This is a genomic window from Azospirillum brasilense (assembly GCF_007827815.1).
Classification (GTDB): domain Bacteria; phylum Pseudomonadota; class Alphaproteobacteria; order Azospirillales; family Azospirillaceae; genus Azospirillum; species Azospirillum brasilense_C.
Window position 1 is genome coordinate 22294 of the sequence record NZ_VITH01000013.1, and the last position, 16665, is coordinate 38958.

Genomic DNA, 16665 nt, shown 5'->3' on the forward strand with positions numbered 1-16665 from the left:
GTCGGGGTGAGGGGGTTGCGCTTGTGCCGGACGCACCGCCACGCGCAACCCCCTCACCCTCCCCTCTCCCCGGAGGGGAGAGGGAAATCGCGGCGGGGAAGCCCATCCGCACCACCTGCCCTTACTGCGGCGTCGGCTGCGGCGTGCTGGCCTCCGTCTTCAGCGACGGCACCGTCTCCGTCTCCGGCGATCCCGACCACCCGGCCAACCGGGGGAAGCTCTGCTCCAAAGGCACCAACCTGCCCGACACACTGGGCCTCGCCGAACGGCTGCTCCACCCGGAGGTGGACGGGCGGCGCGTCGCCTGGGACGAGGCCATCGCCGCCGTCGCAACGCGCCTGTCCGACACCATCGCCAAGCACGGCCCGGACTCGGTGGCCTTCTACGTCTCCGGCCAGTTGCTGACCGAGGACTATTACGCCGTCAACAAGCTGGCGAAGGGCTTCCTCGGCACCGCCAACATCGACACCAACTCGCGCCTGTGCATGGCCTCCAGCGTGGCGGGCCACAAGCGTGGCTTCGGCGCCGACGCGGTGCCGGTGACCTACGAGGATCTGGAGGAAGCCGATCTGGTCGTGCTGGTCGGCTCCAACCTCGCCTGGTGCCACCCGATCCTGAACCAGAGGCTGCTGGCGGCCAAGCACACGCGCGGCACCCGCATCGTCGTCATCGACCCGCGCCGCACCGCCACGGTGGACGGGGCCGACCGTCACCTGCCCATCCGACCCGGCACCGACGCCCTGCTGTTCAACGGGCTGCTCGTCCATCTCGCCGACAACGGCGTTCTGGACGCCCGCTTCGTGGCCGAGCACACCGCCGGTCTGGCCAAGGCGCTGGAGGCCGCCCGCGCCGACGCCCCCTCCCCCGCCCATGTCGCCGCCCGCTGCGGTCTGCCGCTGGCCGAGATCGAGGCCTTCTACGCTGAGGTCGCAACGGTCCGCCGCACCGTCACCGTCTATTCCCAGGGGGTGAACCAGTCCTCCCAGGGGACGGACACGGTCAACGCCATCCTGAACGTCCATTTCCTGACCGGGCGGATCGGCGCGCCGGGCATGGGGCCCTTCTCGGTCACCGGCCAGCCCAACGCCATGGGCGGTCGGGAGGTCGGCGGCCTCGCCAACCAACTCGCCGCCCATATGGGGTTCGAGCCGGAGTCGGTGGACCGGCTGCGCCGCTTCTGGAACGCGCCGCGGGTGGCCGACAAGCCCGGCCTGAAGGCGGTGGACCTGTTCCGCGCGGTCGAGCAGGGCACGGTCCGCGCCGTCTGGGTGATGGCGACCAACCCGGCGGTCAGCATGCCCGACGCCGCCCGCGTCCGCCGCGCGCTGGCGCGGTGCGAGACGGTCATCGTATCGGACTGCATCGCCGACACCGACACGGCACGGCTGGCCCACATCCGCCTGCCCGCCGCGGGCTGGAGCGAGAAGGACGGCACCGTCACCAACTCCGACCGGACGATCTCCCGCCAGCGGGCCTTCCGTCCCCTGGCGGGCGAGGCGCGGCCCGACTGGTGGATCGTCACCCAGGTCGCCCGCGCGATGGGCTTCGCCGACGCCTTCCCCTTCGAGACGCCCGCCGCCGTTTTTCGCGAGCACGCCGCCCTCTCCGCCTTCGAGAACGACGGCACGCGCGCCTTCGACATCGGCGGCCTCGCCAAGCTGTCCGACGCTGAATTTGAAACGCTCGCTCCCGCCCCCTGGCCGCGGCGGGTCGGCGAGGGTCCGACGCGCCGTCTCTTCACCGACGGGCGCTTCTTCACCGAGGACGGGCGGGCGCGCTTCATCCCGGTCATCTCCCGCCCCCTGCCCCGCTCCGTGGAGCCGGGTTCGCTGATGTTGAACACCGGCCGCCTGCGCGACCAGTGGCACACCATGACGCGCACCGGCCTGTCGCCGCGCCTGTCCGCCCACGCGCCGGAGCCCTGCCTGGACCTCCACCCGCAGGACGCCGCGGCGCGCGGCCTGGCGGACGGCGCCCTGGTCAGCCTCTCGACTCCCGTCGGCACGGCCCTGGCCCGGCTGCGCGTGACCGAGGCGCAGCGGGTGGGGGACGCCTTCCTGCCCATGCACTGGACCGACCGCTTCACCGCCGCCTGCGTCGTCGGGCGGCTGGTCGACGACATGGCCGTGGACCCCATGTCGGGCCAGCCGGACCTGAAGCGGATGCCGATGACGCTCACCCCCTACCCCGCCGCCTGGACCGGCTTCCTGATCGCCCGCGAGCCGGTGGAGCCCACCCATGGCGGCTACTGGTCGCGCCGCGCCGTCCCCGGCGGCCACCTGATCGAACTGGCCGGCGAGGGCGCCCTGCCCGCTCCGGAGACGCTGGCGTTCGGCTTCGCCGGGGCGACGGTCGATTACAGCGACGCGGCCCGCGGCGTGCTGCGTCGCGCCTGGGTGACCCACGACCGGCTTGAGGCCTGCCTGTTCCTGTCCACCTCCGGTGGTTTGCCCAGCCGGGGCTGGCTGGTCGAACTGCTGTCGGCGGAGGCGCTGGACGGTGCCGCCCGCCGCGCCTTGCTCTCCGGCCGCTCGCCGGTTCCCACGGCCGACGAGGGACGGACGGTCTGTTCCTGCTTCGGCGTCGGCGTCAACCGCCTGATCGCCGCCATCCAAAGCCAAGGTCTGACCACGGTCCAGGAGGTCGGAGCGGCCCTGCGGGCCGGGACCAACTGCGGCTCCTGCATCCCCGAACTGAAGGAGATCCTTGCCGATGCCCAGCGCAGCCATGTGGCTTGACGGTCTTGTCTCCCGGTCCGGAGGCAAGCGTTTCAACTTCATCGTCGCCCTGCGCGCCGCGTTCGGCTCGGCGCTGCGTCCGCGCACGGCCCGCCGCGTCGCCCGCGCCATCCCGGAGGTCTCCGGGCGGACGCCCCACGTCACTTTGGTTGGTGCCGGGCCGGGGGACCCCGACCTGCTGACCGTCGCGGCGGCGCGGGCCATCGCGCAGGCCGAGGTGATCCTCTACGACCATCTCGTCGGGCCGGGCATCCTCGCCCTGGCGCAGCCGGGGGCGGAACTGATCTGCGTCGGCAAGCGGTCGGGCCAGCATTCCCACTCGCAGGAGGCCATCAACGATCTGATCGCGGCGCAGGCCCGCACGGGGCGGCGCACCGTGCGGCTGAAGGGCGGTGACCCGATGATCTTCGGCCGGGCCGGCGAGGAGATCGAGCATCTGGAGCGTGTCGGAATCAGCGTGTCGGTGATCCCCGGCATCACCGCGGCGCTCGGCTGCGCCTCCAGCGCCGGGCTGTCGCTGACCAAGCGCGGCGTGTCGCGCGCCGTCACCTTCGTCACCGCCCACGCCAGCGAAGGCGACGCGACCGAGCCGGACTGGGCGCGGCTGGCCGACCCCAAAGGCACGCTGGCGATCTACATGGGGCGTGAGGCCGCCCGCCGCGTCGGGCGCGGCCTGACCGCCGGCGGGCTGTCCCCCGACACGCCGGTGCTGGCGGTGGAGAACGGCTGCCGTCCCGACGAACGCCACCACCGCACGACGCTGGGCGCCATGGCCGAGCGGGGCGTGGCGGCGGGCGACGGCCCGACGCTGCTTTTGATCGGCTGGGCGCTAGAGAGCCGGGCGGCGCACGCCGGTGATGCCCTCGGCGCGGGCGGTCACGTCGGCCAGGGGCTCGGTCACGACTGACATGGTGAAGACGGTGGCGTGCAGCAGCGTGGCGCCGTCCAGCATAATGCCGACATGGCCGGGGAAGAACACGACGTCGCCGCGGCGGTAGTCCATCCCCTGCCCGTCCGTTGAGACCATCGGCCCCAGCCGGTCGTCGTTGCGCTGCATCCCGCTGCTGTGGTGGGTGGTGATCCCCGCCGCGCGCAGCGCCACCTGGACGAGGCCGGAGCAGTCGACGCCGAAGGCGCTCCGCCCGCCCCAGACATAGGGGGTTTCCAGGAAGCGCAGCGCCGTTTCCACCGGGACGCGGTCCTGCGGCACGGCCACCGGCTCCAGCCGCTTGCCGAAGGTCCACAGCCCGTTGTCGAGCCGGACCCAGCCGCTATCCAACTGTTCCGCTACGGTCACCAGACTGCCGAAGCTCAGCGCCCCCACCGGCACCGCCTTGTGGGTGGGCGCCGGGTGCAGGTTCGCCACGCGCCCGGACACGCGGTGGGTCGGGGAGACCGGCTCCGTCAGGTCCGTGCCGGGGGGAAGCCAGCCGACATGGCCGTCGGTGCGGTTTTCCACCTTCACCCAGTCGCCATCCCGATCGAGCGGCGTACATGTTTCACCGAACAGCATCTCGCTGGTTTGCGGGACGCCGTGCCTGGGCTGTTCCAGAAGAACGGCCTGCGGGGCGGCGAGGCGTTGGATCGGGGTGGTCTGTGCATCGGTCATGCCGGTCACGCTAGAGCCCACCCCGCCGGAATGCAAGCCAGAGGACCGTTCCGGACAATCCTCCGGCAAACGGGGATTTGCTATGGATTTGACGCTTTTCGACAGGAGAGTGCGATGGGCAACCGTGTGAGGCGTCTGGGACTCGCGGCGGCGGTGGGCTCATGCCTGCTGGCCGGTGTGGCCACGGCGCAGACGGCCTCCCAGGCGGCCACCCAAGGCCCCCTGCGGCTCGTGCCGCAGCCCAGTCCTTCTCCAGCGGTGGAGCCGTCTTCTCCCCCGTCGAGCCTCGTTCCACCGCAGCCGGCGCCGGCAACCGCGGTGGTCCGGCCGGGTCAGCCCGCGGCCAACCCTGCGCCCATCCCGCAGGCGGCCCCGAGCGCTGACCCGGCCCAATTCACTCCGCCGACGCACCGCCCCCAACCGACCGACCGGGTCGCGGCGGTGCGCGCCTTCTATGACGCCTTGGGGCAGGCGGACGCCGCGCGGGCCAACACCTACGTCATTCCCGAAAAGCGGGGCAGCGGGGCCTACGACATCGCGTCGATGAACCGCTTCTACGGCAACATGAGCGTCCCCATCCGCCTGCTGGCCGCGGAGGCCGCCGGACGGGATGCCGTGCGCGTGCGCTACCACTATGTCCATGTGAGCGGCCGCGCCTGCGACGGCGCCGCCGAGGTCGCGCTGGCCGAGCGCGACGGGCTGGCGCTGATCGAGCGCATCAAGGCCCTCAACGGCTGCTGAGCCCCTATCCCCTCTCCCGCCCCGGGAGAGGGTGCCCGCGAAAGCGGGCGGGTGAGGGTCGTGCGAGAATCGAGGCGCTGATCCTTGCCGGTACCCTCACCCTTCCCACGCTGACGCGTGGGCCCCTTCCCTCTCCCGGGGCGGGAGAGGGAGTGACTGGCTACCTTACCCGTCCCATCGGCTTGCCGGCCTTGGCCGGCGCGCGGCGGCCCTTGCCCGCTTGCTGGGTGTAGAAGGTCTTGCCCGGCTTCGGCTTGTCCGTCTTTCCCACGCCCCCCGTCGTCTGCCAGGCCGGAACGAGCTGGTGCTCGCCCGGCCCGATCAGGTCGCTGCGGCCCATCGCCTTCAGCGCGTCGCGCAGCACCGGCCAGTTCTCCGGGTCGTGGTAGCGCAGGAAGGCCTTGTGCAGGCGGCGCTGCTTCAGCCCCTTGGCCGAGAACACCGTCTCCGAGCCCTCGCGGCGGATCGGGCGCAGCGGGTTGCGGTCGCTGTGGTACATCGCCGTGGCGAGCGCCATGGGCGAGGGCAGATAGGTCTGCACCTGATCGGCCTTGAAGCCGTTCCGCTTCAGCCACAGGGCGAGGTTCATCATGTCCTCGTCGCTGGTGCCGGGGTGGGCGGCGATGAAGTAGGGGATCAGGTAGAGCTTCTTGCCCGCCGCCTTGGCCGCCTTCTCAAACATCTCCTTGAAGCGGTCGTAGGTGCCGATGCCCGGCTTCATCATCTTGGACAGCGGGCCGGGCTCGGTGTGCTCCGGAGCGATCTTCAGATAACCGCCGACATGGTGGGTCACCAACTCCTTCACATATTCCGGGCTGCGGACGGCGAGGTCGTAGCGCAGGCCCGAGGCGATGTTGATCTTCTTCACGCCGGGGATGGCGCGCGCCTTGCGGTAGAGCTGGATCAGGTCGCTGTGGTCGGTGTTCAGGTTCTTGCAGATGTCCGGGAAGACGCAGGACGGGCGGCGGCAGACCTTCTCGATCTCCGGGTCCTTGCAGGCCATGCGGTACATGTTGGCGGTCGGCCCACCCATGTCGGAGATGACCCCGGTAAAGCCCTTCACCTTGTCGCGGATCTCCTCGATCTCCTTGAGGATCGAGCCCTCAGACCGGCTCTGGATGATGCGCCCCTCATGCTCGGTGATCGAGCAGAAGGAACAGCCGCCGAAGCAGCCGCGCATGATGTTCACCGAGAAGCGGATCATCTCCCAGGCCGGGATGCGCGCGTCGCCGTAGGCCGGGTGGGGCGCGCGGGCGTAGGGCAGGCCGTAGACCCCGTCCATCTCCGCCGTGGTCAGCGGGATCGGCGGGGTGGTCAGCCAGACCTCGCGGTCGCCGTGCCGCTGCACCAGCGCGCGGGCGTTGCCGGGGTTGCTCTCCTGGTGCAGCACGCGCGAGGCGTGGGCGTAGAGCACCTTGTCGGCGCTGACCTGCTCGAAGGAGGGCAGGCGCACCACCGTGCGGTCGGCCCCGGCGGCGCGGGGAGCGGCGGGGGTCAGCTCGTCGATGCTGCTGCTGTCGATGACGGTCCAGCCGTCCGGCACGCGGCTGCGGACGATGGAGGTGCCGCGGACGTCGTCGATCTCCCGCGCCTTCTCCCCGGCGGCGATGCGGTGGGCGACGTCGATGATCGCGCGCTCGGCGTTGCCGTAGCACAGGATGTCCGCCTTGGAATCCACGAGGACGGAGCGGCGGACCTTCTCGCTCCAATGGTCGTACTGGGCGATGCGGCGGAGGCTCGCCTCGATGCCGCCGAGCACGATGGGCACGTCCTTGTAGGCCTCGCGGCAGCGCTGGCTGTAGACGATCACCGCGCGGTCGGGCCGCTTGCCGCCCTCGTCGTTGGCAGTGTAGCTGTCGTTGTGACGCAGGCGGCGGTCCGAGGTGTAGTGGTTCACCATCGAGTCCATGTTGCCGCCGGTCACCCCGAAGAACAGGTTCGGCTTGCCCAGCGCCTTGAACGGCTCCGCGCTGCTCCAATCCGGCTGGGCGATGATGCCGACGCGGAAGCCCTGCGCCTCCAGCAGCCGCCCGATGATCGCCATGCCGAAGCTGGGGTGGTCGACATAGGCGTCGCCCGTCACCACAACGATGTCGCAGGAATCCCAGCCCAGCCGGTCCATCTCCGCCCGCGTCATCGGCAGGAAGGGCGCCGGCCGCCGGGCCTCCGTCCGGTGCCGGGGGAGGGAGAAGATGTCCCGCGCCGCCGGAACGGCGACGGTGGGCGTGGCTTCGTTGAGCATGACGCTCTCCGTTCGGGCCGCCGGTGCGCGGGACGCGCGGCCGGGGCGGGGTGCTTGATGGTCGGGTGCCGGTTTCATACCGGCAATGTCCGGCATGGTCCACCGCGCGAGTCCCTACGGAAGTGCCGCGGCGCGGTCAAGGATTGCCTGACCGTCCGGGTCAACTTTATACGCGATTATGACGCCGTGATGTGTGCAGCCGGGCCTCCATCGGCAAGGGGCCACGGGAAAGAGGGGCCGCAACAGGTGTTCCGGCACCCTGTTGGGAAGGGCGGAGATGCAAGCCTCACTCACGGATAGGAATTGTTCATGAGCACCGACAAGCGTTACGGCGACCAGCGCGACGAGCCGCTCGACATCAAGAACACCCGCGCCGACCCCGACATCGACGAGGAAAAGATGGGCTTCCAGAACATCGAAGGGCCGGGTGCCGAAACCAGAAAGGATAAGGCGCCAAAGGAGAGGGCGCCGGGCACGGACGACTCTCCGGACAGCGCACCCCAGCCGTGAATGGGACCCCCACGGGCACCACGGGCGTTGTTCGTTGGAAGCACAACAAAACGGAGGTTCGCCATGGCTGATGAGAAGACACCGGACAACCCGCCCGAGGCGGGGGCCGGGAAGGATGCCCCGTTGGATGACAAGACCAAGACGCCCGGCGACGGGACGCTCCAGGACGCCGTTCCCGCCGGAACCACGTCCGACGAGCTGCGGCGTCGGGCCGAAGAGGATGACGGGTCCGTCCAGCCGGGCACCGGCTGACGCGTCGTCGGCGTCGTCGGTTTCATCATACGACGTCGTATGAGAGCTACCGGGTGACGCTCTCACCCGCGGGCGCGGCCAGTCCGACCATGGCATAGCTGCTGCGGATGGCCGCGTCCAGCGTCGGGGGCAGCGGCTGGATGCGCTGCTCCCGCGCCGCCCGGCGGGCGAAATCGGGGTCCGCCGCCAGGGCCCGTGTCGCCGCCGCCTTGGCCTCGTCCATCCGGCCCATCTCCACATAGGCGACGGCCAGGGCGGCCTGGGCAGGCGCGGCGGCGGTCACCTCGAACTCCAGCTTGGTGCTGTCCGGGTGGCCGTGGCGCTGGAGGGCGAGGCTGTAGGCGGGCAGGAGCCGTTCCCGCTGCGCCGGGTCGCGCTCCATGGCCTGTTCGAGCAGGGGCAGGCCTTTCGCGGATTGTCCGGCTTCGACATGCCACAGGCCGAGGTCGCCCAGCACATGGGCGTTTCCGGGCGACGCCTGAAGGGCGCGGTGCCCGGCGGCGAAGCAGGGGCCGTATTGACCGCGCAGGCAGTAGGCGGTGTAGAGCGCCGTCAGCGGGCGCAGACCGGCCGGCTCCAGTTCGGTGGCGCGCAGGGCGGCGGCCAGCGCGTCATTCAGGGCGGCCTCGTTCCGGTCCACCCGATAGGCGTCCGATTGCAGAAGGGACAGCGCCGACCAGAAGCGGGCCGCCTCGCCGGCGCTGGTCGCGAGAGCGCTGGCCGCGGAGGTCAGGCAGCCGCTCAAGGCGCTCCGCTCGGCCGGCTGGGTCTCGTGCCGTCCGGTGGCGAGGGCGGCGCACTCGCGCGGCGACAGGCTGGCGGCCGGTTTGGCGCGCAGGCGCGCGGTGACGGCGGGCAGCAGAGGGCCTTGCGGAGCGGTCATCGGCTCGATGATGCCGGCCGCCAAGGCCTGCGGCATCGGCACGCCCTGCGGTCCGGACGGGTGGTCCAGGCTGGTGGACCACAGCACCGTCCCGGTGGCGAGGTCGGTGAGATGCACGACCAGACGCACCGCCGCGTCGTGACCCTGAAGGCTGCCGGACAGGCGAAGTCCGTGATGGGGCGGGGCAGCGGTCGGTGGCGGATCGATCCGCACCGGCAGGTCGGTCCGGTTGGCGAGGCCGCCAGCGATCTCGTCGGTCAGCATGGCGGCGAGGGCGGCGTCCTCCGCCGACTGCCCGGTGGTTCGGAAGGGACCGACGACGAGGGTCAGGGACGTGGTGTCCCTTGCCGACGGGAGCGCCGACGGGAGCGCCGACGGGGGTACCGATGCGGGTGTGGGCGCGGGTGCCACGGGCTCGCTGTCCCGAGGCTCCACGCCGGCCATGATCGGGTGGGGGCCGAGCGCCAGCGCCTCCTCCAGCTCGGTGGGTGTGGCGAGGGTCCGGCCGACCAGCAGGCCGGCCAGCGCGACCGCGATCAGCACCACGGCGGCCAGCCCGGCGAGGCGCGGAGACATGGCGCGCCGGGGCGGGTCCCCGGCCGGCACGGCGCGGGGGGCGGGCAGGGCGGCGGGCGGTTCTTCGCTCATCCGCTCGAAGCGGGGGGCGTAGCCGCCCTTCGGCACGACGATGCGGATCGGGTCGTCGCGGCCGGCGGTCAGATAGTAATGCTCCAGGCTGCGGCGCAGCCGCCCGGCCTCCAGCCGCACGATGGGGTCGGATTGCGGGTCGAAGCTCGGCTCGCGGTTGAAGACGCTGACGGCGATGCAGTAGGCCTTGATCTGCTGCGCCCGTCCGTCCAGGCACTCTTCGACCACATAGCGCAGGAAGCGGCGGTTGCGCTCCGACGCGTCGAAATGGTCGCTCGCCAAAATCCGCTCAAGCTGAGTCCTGACGGCACGATCATCCAATGCCCACCCCTGCGCGGGCGGCGTTTCCTCGGTCATTCGTGACATCTCCCGAACGTTGAGACAGACGACGTGCGATCTTTCTCAAAAGGGGTGGGTCGATGTGTTGCCGGCATTCTTTCATCGGGAAAAATTGATGTCCATCAGCCCTGTGCTTTTAGGCCGGGCGCTATTCCCGAAGTCCGCTCCGATCTCTGTTCGTTGGGGTGGGGCGTTCATCCGAAGGTGGAGGCGGCCCGGCCGAAGGCGGCGGGGACCACCCCCGCCGAACGGGGCGTAAACTACCGTATGCTACCCGCCGCGGCGGAACGGTCGGGCCATTGTCCGGGTTACCCGCCGCCGGACAGGGGACTCGACAGGGAAGGGTCCGAACGATGGCTGAAGGCCCTTCCCGTTCCCACGGCACGCCTGGCTCACCGACGCGCGTCCCCCGCCGTCATCAGCGCGTGCCGACATTTTCCGGTTTCCCCTGTTCACGGCTTCGGTAACGCAACGCACCGGTGGTTCCATGCCTTTTCTGTCTTCGTCTTTTTTGCCGTCCCTGAACGCTTCGTCCCTTCGCTCTCCCGCTTCCCACCCTCAAGCGTCGTCTCCAAAATCCCGGATGGCCCAGTCCGCCGCCGCCGCGCTGACGCGCCGCGGCATCTTCGGGCTGGGGGCTGCCGTCGCGGTCGGCGTCTGCAACAGCCGCAGCGCCGCGGCGTGGGAGCCGGCGCCGGAGCGCACGCTGCGGATCTACAATTGTCTGACGGGAGAAAGCTTCGACGGCGTCTATTGGGCGGAGGGACGCCCGATCGCGGAGGCGATGGCCCGCATCGACTGGGTTCTGCGCGACCATCGCAGCGACGACTGTCACCGCATCGACCTCGCCCTGCTGAACCGGATGTCGGAAATGCAGGAAAAGTTGGACAGCCAGCATCCATTCGAGGTGCTGTCGGCCTTCCGCTCCAAGGAAACCAACCGCCGCGTGAAGGGGGCGGCGTCGGGCAGCCTGCATCTGCAAGGGCGGGCGGTCGACCTGCGTTTGCAGGGTCGGCGCGCCGTGGACCTCTACCGCTGCGCCCTCTCCTTCGGTGACGGCGGGGCCGGTTGCTACGCCAAGCGGAACTTCGTCCATGTCGACACCGGGCCGACGCGGCGCTGGGTTGGGGCCTGAGGAACAGCGGGGCGGAATCGGGACTTTTCGTCGCAGAACCTTTTGCCAGGGGGGCATCGGGCGAAGGGCATTACGCCGATGGATGGATTGTGCGCAGGACGGAGGAAGCGCACCATAGCCCGAAAAAGAAGGCCCTACGATTAGGCCAACGCTCTTTGGGAGGAGCCCATGCTAACCCCAACCGACCTTGCGGACCCCCGGGGCCGCAGCTTGTCGGCGCGCCGTCACCCGCTCACCGATCCGGCCCGGATGGCCCAGGCCCGCACGCTGGCGGGCTGGATCGCCGTGATCGCCGAGGACCGCGGCCTGGACGAGCGGGGCGTGGCGGCCGCCACTGGCCTGGACATCGAGGATGTCCGGGCGGTTCTGGGCGGCACCGTGTTCATGATGCCCGTGAGCACGCTCGACCGCGCCCTGCGCCGCCTGGAAGGCCGCCCGCACTGAGGAGCCGCAGAGCCCCGCTTTCCCCCATTGGCCCGGGAGGATCGGCACAGGAGGACCGCATGAACCACCACGTCCGCAAACGGAGCAGCGCCATGGACCGTACGGAGAAACGCGACGCCATCACCCGCATCCGCCACGCCGCCGAACAGCAGGGGCTGGACGCCGGCGATCTGGCCCGGATGACCGGTCTGGCACCGGGGCACGCCCGCGCGATCCTGTCCGGTTTCGGCTCGACGGTTCCGCGCGCGGCTTTGGACCAGACCCTTACCGTCCTGCCGGAGTGACGGAACGCTCGTGACGACACGCTGAAATGGAAACGGCGGCGCACCGGGTGCGCCGCCGTTTCCATATAAGATGTGCTGTGGCTCAGGCGACCGAGAGCACGTCCAGATAGACGTTCGCCGGCTCGGTCAGGTGAATGCGGTACAGCATGCCTGTCTGGTCGACGATGATGCTGGCGACGGGGTTCTTCGCGGCCATGTCGGTGACGGCGGCGCGCACGTTGCGCGGCAGGCTGTCCAGTTCGACGTCGCGGTAACCGTTCTTGTCGGAGAACTTGATGGTCTTCTGGCCCATGGTCAGGCGCCTTGTGCATATGCTCTGTTTGCGGTGGGCGGACCATGATCCCGCCGGGTTAAGGAAGCACTAACCAAAAACCGCGCAAACGCAGGACTGATGAGCGGCGGCTGCATCGGTGTCCTTGGAATAATTCGCGCGGCACTTTGTCCCCCACCCTTCCCACGGCTTTGCCGCGGGCCCCTTCCCTCCCCCGCTTCGCAGGAGAGGGAGGTTTGTCCCCTCCCCTGCGAAGCTCTCGCGCAAACCAGAGGTTTGCGCTGACGCGGCAGGCGGACCTTTGGTCCGCCGAGAGCGGGGGAGGGTTAGGGAGGGGGCATCAACTTACCCATGAAAACTACCCATGAAAATGCTCGAACACCCGCCGGGCCAGCGCGGCGCTGATGCCGGGGGTGGCCTCCAGATCCTTCAGCCCGGCCGAGGCCACCGCGGTGGAACTGCCGAAATGATGCAGCAGGGCCTTCTTGCGCGACGGGCCGACGCCGGGGATGCCGTCGATGCGGGTGTGGTCCATCGCCTTCAGGCGGCGGGTGCGGTGGGCGTCGATGGCCGTCCGGTGGGCCTCGTCGCGCAGCCGTTGCAGGAAGTAGAGGACCGGGTCGTTGGGCTCCAGCCGGAAGGGCTCGCGGTCCGGCAGGAAGAAGCGCTCGCGCCCGGCGTCGCGGTCCGGTCCCTTGGCGATGGCGGCCAGCGGAACCCCCTCGATGCCCAGCCCGTCGAGAACCGCGCGGGCGGTGTTCAGCTGGCCGAGACCGCCGTCGATCAGCACCAGATCGGGCCACTGGCCGCCGCTGCGCTGCGGGTCCTCGCGCAGGGCGCGCCCGAAGCGGCGAGTCAGCACCTCGCGCAGCATCGCGTAATCGTCGCCGGCCGCGGCGGGGTCCTTGATGTGGAAGCGGCGCCCGGCGTTGCGCTGGATGCCCTCCGGCCCGGCGACCACCATGGCGCCGACCGGAAAGGCGCCCTGGATGTGCGAGTTGTCGTAGATCTCGATACGGGCCGGAGTTCTGGGCAGGCCGAAGACGCGCGCCACCCCGGCCAGCAGCTTGCCCTGGGCGGAGCGTTCGGCCATGCGCCGCCCGTGCGCCTCACGGGCGTTGGTCAGGGCGTGCTCGACGACGCGGCGCTTCGGGCCGCGCTGGGGCACCTCCACCTCGACCCGCCGCCCGGCGGCCAGCGTCAGCGCCTCGGCGAGCAGGGCGCGCTCTGCGATGGCGTGGCTGAGCAGCAGGTGGCGGGGCGGCGGCGCGCCTTCGTAGAGCTGCGCGGCGAAGGCGGCGAGGATCGCGGCGGGCTCGTCCTCCCCGTCATGCCGGGGAAAGAAGGCGCGGGTGCCCTGGTTGCGCCCGCCGCGGAAGAAGAAGGCCTGGACGCAGGCGGTCCCGCCCTCGGCATGGACGGCCAGCACGTCGGCGTCCTCCAGCACGCCTTCCAGATTGATGTCCTGGCGGCTCTGCAGGGCGGTCAGGGCGCGGATGCGGTCGCGCCAGCGGGCGGCGTCCTCGTAGGCCAGCCGGTCGGAGCAGTCCATCATGTGGCGGGCGAACTCCGCCTGGACGGCGGCGCTGCGCCCGGTCAGCACGTCGCGCACGCCCTGCATCTGGGCGGCGTAGTCCTCCGCCGTGACGCGGCCGACGCAGGGGGCGGAACAGCGCTTGATCTGGTGCTGAAGGCAGGGCCGCGTGCGCGCGGTGAAGGTGGCGTCGTCGCAGTTGCGCAGCAGGAAGGCGCGCTGCAACGCCCCGATGGTCATGCCGACCAGGGCAGGGGAGGCGTAGGGGCCGAACAGGTCGCGCTTCTTCCCATGCCGGTCGGCGCTGCCGCGATGGTGCATCAGGCGTGGAAATTCGTGACCCTCGCCGAGCGCGATGTAGGAGAAGGAGCGGTCGTCTTTCACCAGCACGTTGAAGGGCGGCAGCAGGCGGCGGATCAGGTTCGCCTCCAGCAGGAGGGCCTCCGCCTCGGTGTGGGTGGTGACGAACTCCATGGAGCGGGTCAGCGCCACCATGCGGCGGGTGCGGTTGGGCAGCCCGTCCGTCCGGGTGTAGCTGGCCACCCGGCGTTTCAAGTTCTTCGCCTTGCCGACATACAGGATGCGCCCGTCCGCCCCGATCATCCGATAGACGCCGGGCGTGTCCGGCAGCGTCGGCAGGGTGGCGCGGATCACCGCGACTCCATCCATCGCCCTATTCCGGTGTGTTAACCACGATGGGCCGGAAGGAAGCAGGGGAACGAACCGTGGACAAGGGACAATCGTCGGCCCTGTCCTTCCGGGATAAACTCATTCCGCCGTCTGCCGCTCCACGCCCGCATCGGCGTCCGGGCGGGTGCTGTCGCGGACGACCAGCTCGCAATCCAGCCCGTGGTGCGGCTGGGCCACCGTGGTGCCGTTCAGCCGGGCCAGGATCTGGCCGGCGGCCAGTTCGCCGATCTCGCGCTGCGGTGGGCGGACGGTGGACAGCGGCGGCAGGCAGGCGGCGCTGAAGGTCAGGTCGCCGAAGCCGATCACCGCCAGATCGTCGGGCACGCTCAGCCCGCGCCGGTTCGCCTCGAACAGCACGCCCAGCGCCATGGCGTCGTTGGAGCAGACCACCCCGTCGATGTCCGGATGCAGCGCGAACACCTCGTCGATCAGCCAGATGCCGACGGGGGTCGAGGCGGTGTCGGGGGCGGTGAAGGCGATCGGCTCGTGCAGGCCGCGGCGGCGCACCTCGTCCTCATAGCCGTCAGTGCGGCTGCGCACGCGCATGTCCTGGTGCACGGCGGCGCCGATGTAGGCAACCTTGCGGCTGCCCTGGTCGTAAAGGTGGCTTGCCTGCCGGCGCCCGACCTCGAAGTGGGAAAAGCCGACCGTCATGTCCACCGCCGGGGTCTGGGCGGAGGGGATGTCCCACATCTCCACCACCGGCACACCGGAGGAGCGCAGCATGGCGCGCGTCCGCTCGGTGTGGTGCAGGCCGGTGACCACCACCGCGGCGGGCGACCAGGCGAGGAAGGCGCGGATCAGCTCCTCCTCGCGCTCCGGATCGAACTCGCTGACGCCGAGCAGCGTCTGGTAATGGGCGGTCTGGAAGGCGCTTTGCAGCGTGTTGTAGGTCTCCGCGAAGAAGGAGTTGGTGATGGAGGGCAGGATCACCCCCACCGTCCGGCTCTTCGCCGCGGCGAGGCTGCCCGCCACCAGATTGGGCACGTAGCCGAGCTGATCGATCACCGTCCGCACACGGGTCGCCAGCTCCTCCGACACCGCCTCCGGCTTGCGCAGATAGAGTGAGACGGTGCTGGGCGACACGCCGGCGGCGTTGGCCACGTCCGTCATGGTCAGCCGCTGGGTGGCGCGGCGGGTTTTCTTGCGGATGGGTTTGGCGGGCTTCGGCGGGATCGGCTTGGCGGGCGGCTGTGCGGTCATTCTCGTCCTTCCCTGCGGCGAACCCCGCCGCGCGGCGTGGCGGCATCATAGCACGCCGTTGGAAAAGCGGGGGAAAAGCGGGAACGGTCAGGGCGCGGCATGGGGTTCCGCCTCGGCCGGCGCCGTTTCCGCCAGGGCGGCGCGCGCCTGCTCCGCGAAGAAGTCGATGAAGACGCGGATCTTTGCGGGCAGCAGGTTGCGGTGGGGGTAGAGCACGGCGAGCGTCACCGGCTCCGGCGGGCAGTGCGGCAGGACGACGCGCAGATCCCCACGGCGCAGATGGTCGGCGACTTCCCATAATGGTTTCAGCACGATGCCTTCCCCGGCCAGCGCCCAGCCGGTCAGCACGTCGCCGTCGTCGGCGTCGAACTGGCCGGACACCGGCAGGGTCATCGGGCCCTGCGGCGTGGTCAGCGTCCACTGGAACTGCTGCGATCCGGGAAAGCGCAGCAGCAGGCAGTGGTGGGACAGCAGCTCCTCCGGCCGGGCCGGCACGCCCCGCCGCTCCAGATAGGACGGCGCGGCGCAGAGCACCCGCGGCAGGTCGGCGATCTTGCGCGCGACGAAGCTGGAATCCTTCAGCGGCGCCATGCGGATGGCGACGTCGGTCGCCTCGCGCAGCAGGTCGAGCAGATGGTCGGACAGGCGCAGCCGCAGGTCCACCTGGGGGTAGGCGGCGTGGAAGCGCGGCACCATCGGGGCGAGGATGCGCCGCCCGAAGCCCAGCGGCGCCGTCACCCGCAGGCTGCCGACCGGCGCCCCGCCGATGGCGCCGACGCTGCTCTCCGCCCGCTCCGCCGCCTCCAGCACCTCCAGGCAATGTTCGAAGAAGACCTTGCCGGCCTCGGTGAACTGCACCTGCCGGGTGGTGCGGTTGAGCAGGCGGGCGTTCAGATGCTCCTCCAGGCTTTGCAGCCGGTGGCTGACCACGGCGGGCGACAGGCGCAGGCTGCGCCCGGCGGCGGACAGGCTGCCCAGTTCCACCACCCGCACGAACACCCGCATGTTCTCCAGCAGCGCCACGCTTCTTGGCCCTTTCCCCACACGCCATGGGGAATCCTCCCACCTTTCCGTTTTTTTTGAAAGTGCTGGCGCACGCATCCGCTTCCCCGCTGCGCTGCGGCAACCGTAGAGTTCAGGGT

The 16665-nt window shown here is 70.5% G+C and carries 15 protein-coding genes; 8 read left to right on the top strand and 7 right to left on the bottom strand.

Annotated elements, in window-relative coordinates; translation table 11 throughout:
• Positions 1-143 precede the first annotated feature (143 nt).
• A complete protein-coding gene (locus FBZ83_RS23540) occupies positions 144-2738 on the top strand; it encodes a nitrate reductase (RefSeq protein WP_247888442.1) in 2595 nt (864 codons plus the stop codon).
• Complete coding sequence (gene cobA, locus FBZ83_RS23545) at positions 2713-3645, top strand: uroporphyrinogen-III C-methyltransferase (RefSeq protein WP_432612499.1); 933 nt, start codon at positions 2713-2715, stop codon at positions 3643-3645. Before FBZ83_RS23540 ends, cobA begins: the two co-directional genes overlap by 26 nt.
• Here the strand turns inward: cobA and FBZ83_RS23550 are convergent.
• Positions 3568-4347 (bottom strand): NlpC/P60 family protein, encoded by a 780-nt coding sequence (locus FBZ83_RS23550; protein WP_145689156.1) that lies wholly within the window; start codon positions 4345-4347, stop codon positions 3568-3570. The genes cobA and FBZ83_RS23550 overlap by 78 nt on opposite strands.
• 114 nt (positions 4348-4461) lie before the next feature.
• Between FBZ83_RS23550 and FBZ83_RS23555 the strand changes: the two genes are divergently transcribed.
• Positions 4462-5088, top strand: coding sequence for a hypothetical protein (locus tag FBZ83_RS23555; protein WP_145689157.1), 627 nt, complete (start codon positions 4462-4464; stop codon positions 5086-5088).
• Positions 5089-5248: 160 nt separating this feature from the next.
• Here the strand turns inward: FBZ83_RS23555 and FBZ83_RS23560 are convergent, their stop codons facing one another.
• Complete coding sequence (locus FBZ83_RS23560; RefSeq protein ID WP_348982517.1) at positions 5249-7225, bottom strand: YgiQ family radical SAM protein; 1977 nt, start codon at positions 7223-7225, stop codon at positions 5249-5251.
• Positions 7226-7639: 414 nt separating this feature from the next.
• Between FBZ83_RS23560 and FBZ83_RS23565 the strand changes: the two genes are divergently transcribed.
• A complete protein-coding gene (locus FBZ83_RS23565) occupies positions 7640-7840 on the top strand; it encodes a hypothetical protein (RefSeq protein ID WP_145689159.1) in 201 nt (66 codons plus the stop codon).
• A 63-nt stretch (positions 7841-7903) separates the two neighbouring features.
• Positions 7904-8092, top strand: a complete 189-nt coding sequence (locus FBZ83_RS23570) for a hypothetical protein (protein WP_145689160.1) — start codon at positions 7904-7906, stop codon at positions 8090-8092.
• A gap of 46 nt (positions 8093-8138) precedes the next feature.
• On the opposite strand, the gene FBZ83_RS23575 is transcribed toward FBZ83_RS23570, so the two are convergent.
• On the bottom strand, positions 8139-9980 hold the full coding sequence (locus tag FBZ83_RS23575; RefSeq protein WP_247888443.1) for a hypothetical protein: 1842 nt from the start codon (positions 9978-9980) through the stop codon (positions 8139-8141).
• Positions 9981-10545: 565 nt separating this feature from the next.
• Between FBZ83_RS23575 and FBZ83_RS23585 the strand changes: the two genes are divergently transcribed.
• From FBZ83_RS23585 to FBZ83_RS23595, 3 genes are all read left to right on the top strand, one after another.
• The gene (locus FBZ83_RS23585) at positions 10546-11097 is read left to right on the top strand and encodes a YcbK family protein (RefSeq protein WP_145689161.1); all 552 of its coding nucleotides are present in this window, start codon (positions 10546-10548) and stop codon (positions 11095-11097) included.
• 168 nt (positions 11098-11265) lie between these two features.
• Positions 11266-11541: a hypothetical protein gene (locus tag FBZ83_RS23590; protein ID WP_145689162.1), complete on the top strand. Its 276-nt coding sequence runs from the start codon at positions 11266-11268 to the stop codon at positions 11539-11541.
• 59 nt (positions 11542-11600) lie between these two features.
• A complete protein-coding gene (locus FBZ83_RS23595; RefSeq protein ID WP_247888444.1) occupies positions 11601-11825 on the top strand; it encodes a hypothetical protein in 225 nt (74 codons plus the stop codon).
• An 82-nt stretch (positions 11826-11907) separates the two neighbouring features.
• Here the strand turns inward: FBZ83_RS23595 and FBZ83_RS23600 are convergent, their stop codons facing one another.
• The 4 genes from FBZ83_RS23600 to FBZ83_RS23615 form a co-directional block, all read right to left on the bottom strand.
• Positions 11908-12117: a hypothetical protein gene (locus FBZ83_RS23600; protein ID WP_014198000.1), complete on the bottom strand. Its 210-nt coding sequence runs from the start codon at positions 12115-12117 to the stop codon at positions 11908-11910.
• A 337-nt stretch (positions 12118-12454) separates the two neighbouring features.
• Positions 12455-14299, bottom strand: a complete 1845-nt coding sequence (gene uvrC, locus FBZ83_RS23605; protein WP_145689163.1) for an excinuclease ABC subunit UvrC — start codon at positions 14297-14299, stop codon at positions 12455-12457.
• Between the two features lie 99 nt (positions 14300-14398).
• A complete protein-coding gene (locus tag FBZ83_RS23610) occupies positions 14399-15523 on the bottom strand; it encodes a LacI family DNA-binding transcriptional regulator (RefSeq protein WP_145689164.1) in 1125 nt (374 codons plus the stop codon).
• 87 nt (positions 15524-15610) lie between these two features.
• Entirely contained in the window at positions 15611-16546 is a 936-nt protein-coding gene (locus tag FBZ83_RS23615; protein ID WP_145689165.1) for a LysR family transcriptional regulator, read from the bottom strand.
• Positions 16547-16665: the final 119 nt, after the last annotated feature.

Bases quoted from the DNA above. Each gene is read 5' to 3' on its own strand.
- cobA (WP_432612499.1), top strand. From the start codon at position 2,713: ATGCCCAGCGCAGCCATGTGGCTTGACGGTCTTGTCTCCCGGTCCGGA.
- FBZ83_RS23550 (WP_145689156.1), bottom strand. From the start codon at position 4,347: ATGACCGATGCACAGACCACCCCGATCCAACGCCTCGCCGCCCCGCAG.
- FBZ83_RS23555 (WP_145689157.1), top strand. From the start codon at position 4,462: ATGGGCAACCGTGTGAGGCGTCTGGGACTCGCGGCGGCGGTGGGCTCA.
- FBZ83_RS23560 (WP_348982517.1), bottom strand. From the start codon at position 7,225: ATGACGCGGGCGGAGATGGACCGGCTGGGCTGGGATTCCTGCGACATC.
- FBZ83_RS23565 (WP_145689159.1), top strand. From the start codon at position 7,640: ATGAGCACCGACAAGCGTTACGGCGACCAGCGCGACGAGCCGCTCGAC.
- FBZ83_RS23570 (WP_145689160.1), top strand. From the start codon at position 7,904: ATGGCTGATGAGAAGACACCGGACAACCCGCCCGAGGCGGGGGCCGGG.
- FBZ83_RS23575 (WP_247888443.1), bottom strand. From the start codon at position 9,980: ATGACCGAGGAAACGCCGCCCGCGCAGGGGTGGGCATTGGATGATCGT.
- FBZ83_RS23585 (WP_145689161.1), top strand. From the start codon at position 10,546: ATGGCCCAGTCCGCCGCCGCCGCGCTGACGCGCCGCGGCATCTTCGGG.
- FBZ83_RS23590 (WP_145689162.1), top strand. From the start codon at position 11,266: ATGCTAACCCCAACCGACCTTGCGGACCCCCGGGGCCGCAGCTTGTCG.
- FBZ83_RS23595 (WP_247888444.1), top strand. From the start codon at position 11,601: ATGAACCACCACGTCCGCAAACGGAGCAGCGCCATGGACCGTACGGAG.
- FBZ83_RS23600 (WP_014198000.1), bottom strand. From the start codon at position 12,117: ATGGGCCAGAAGACCATCAAGTTCTCCGACAAGAACGGTTACCGCGAC.
- uvrC (WP_145689163.1), bottom strand. From the start codon at position 14,299: ATGGATGGAGTCGCGGTGATCCGCGCCACCCTGCCGACGCTGCCGGAC.
- FBZ83_RS23610 (WP_145689164.1), bottom strand. From the start codon at position 15,523: ATGACCGCACAGCCGCCCGCCAAGCCGATCCCGCCGAAGCCCGCCAAA.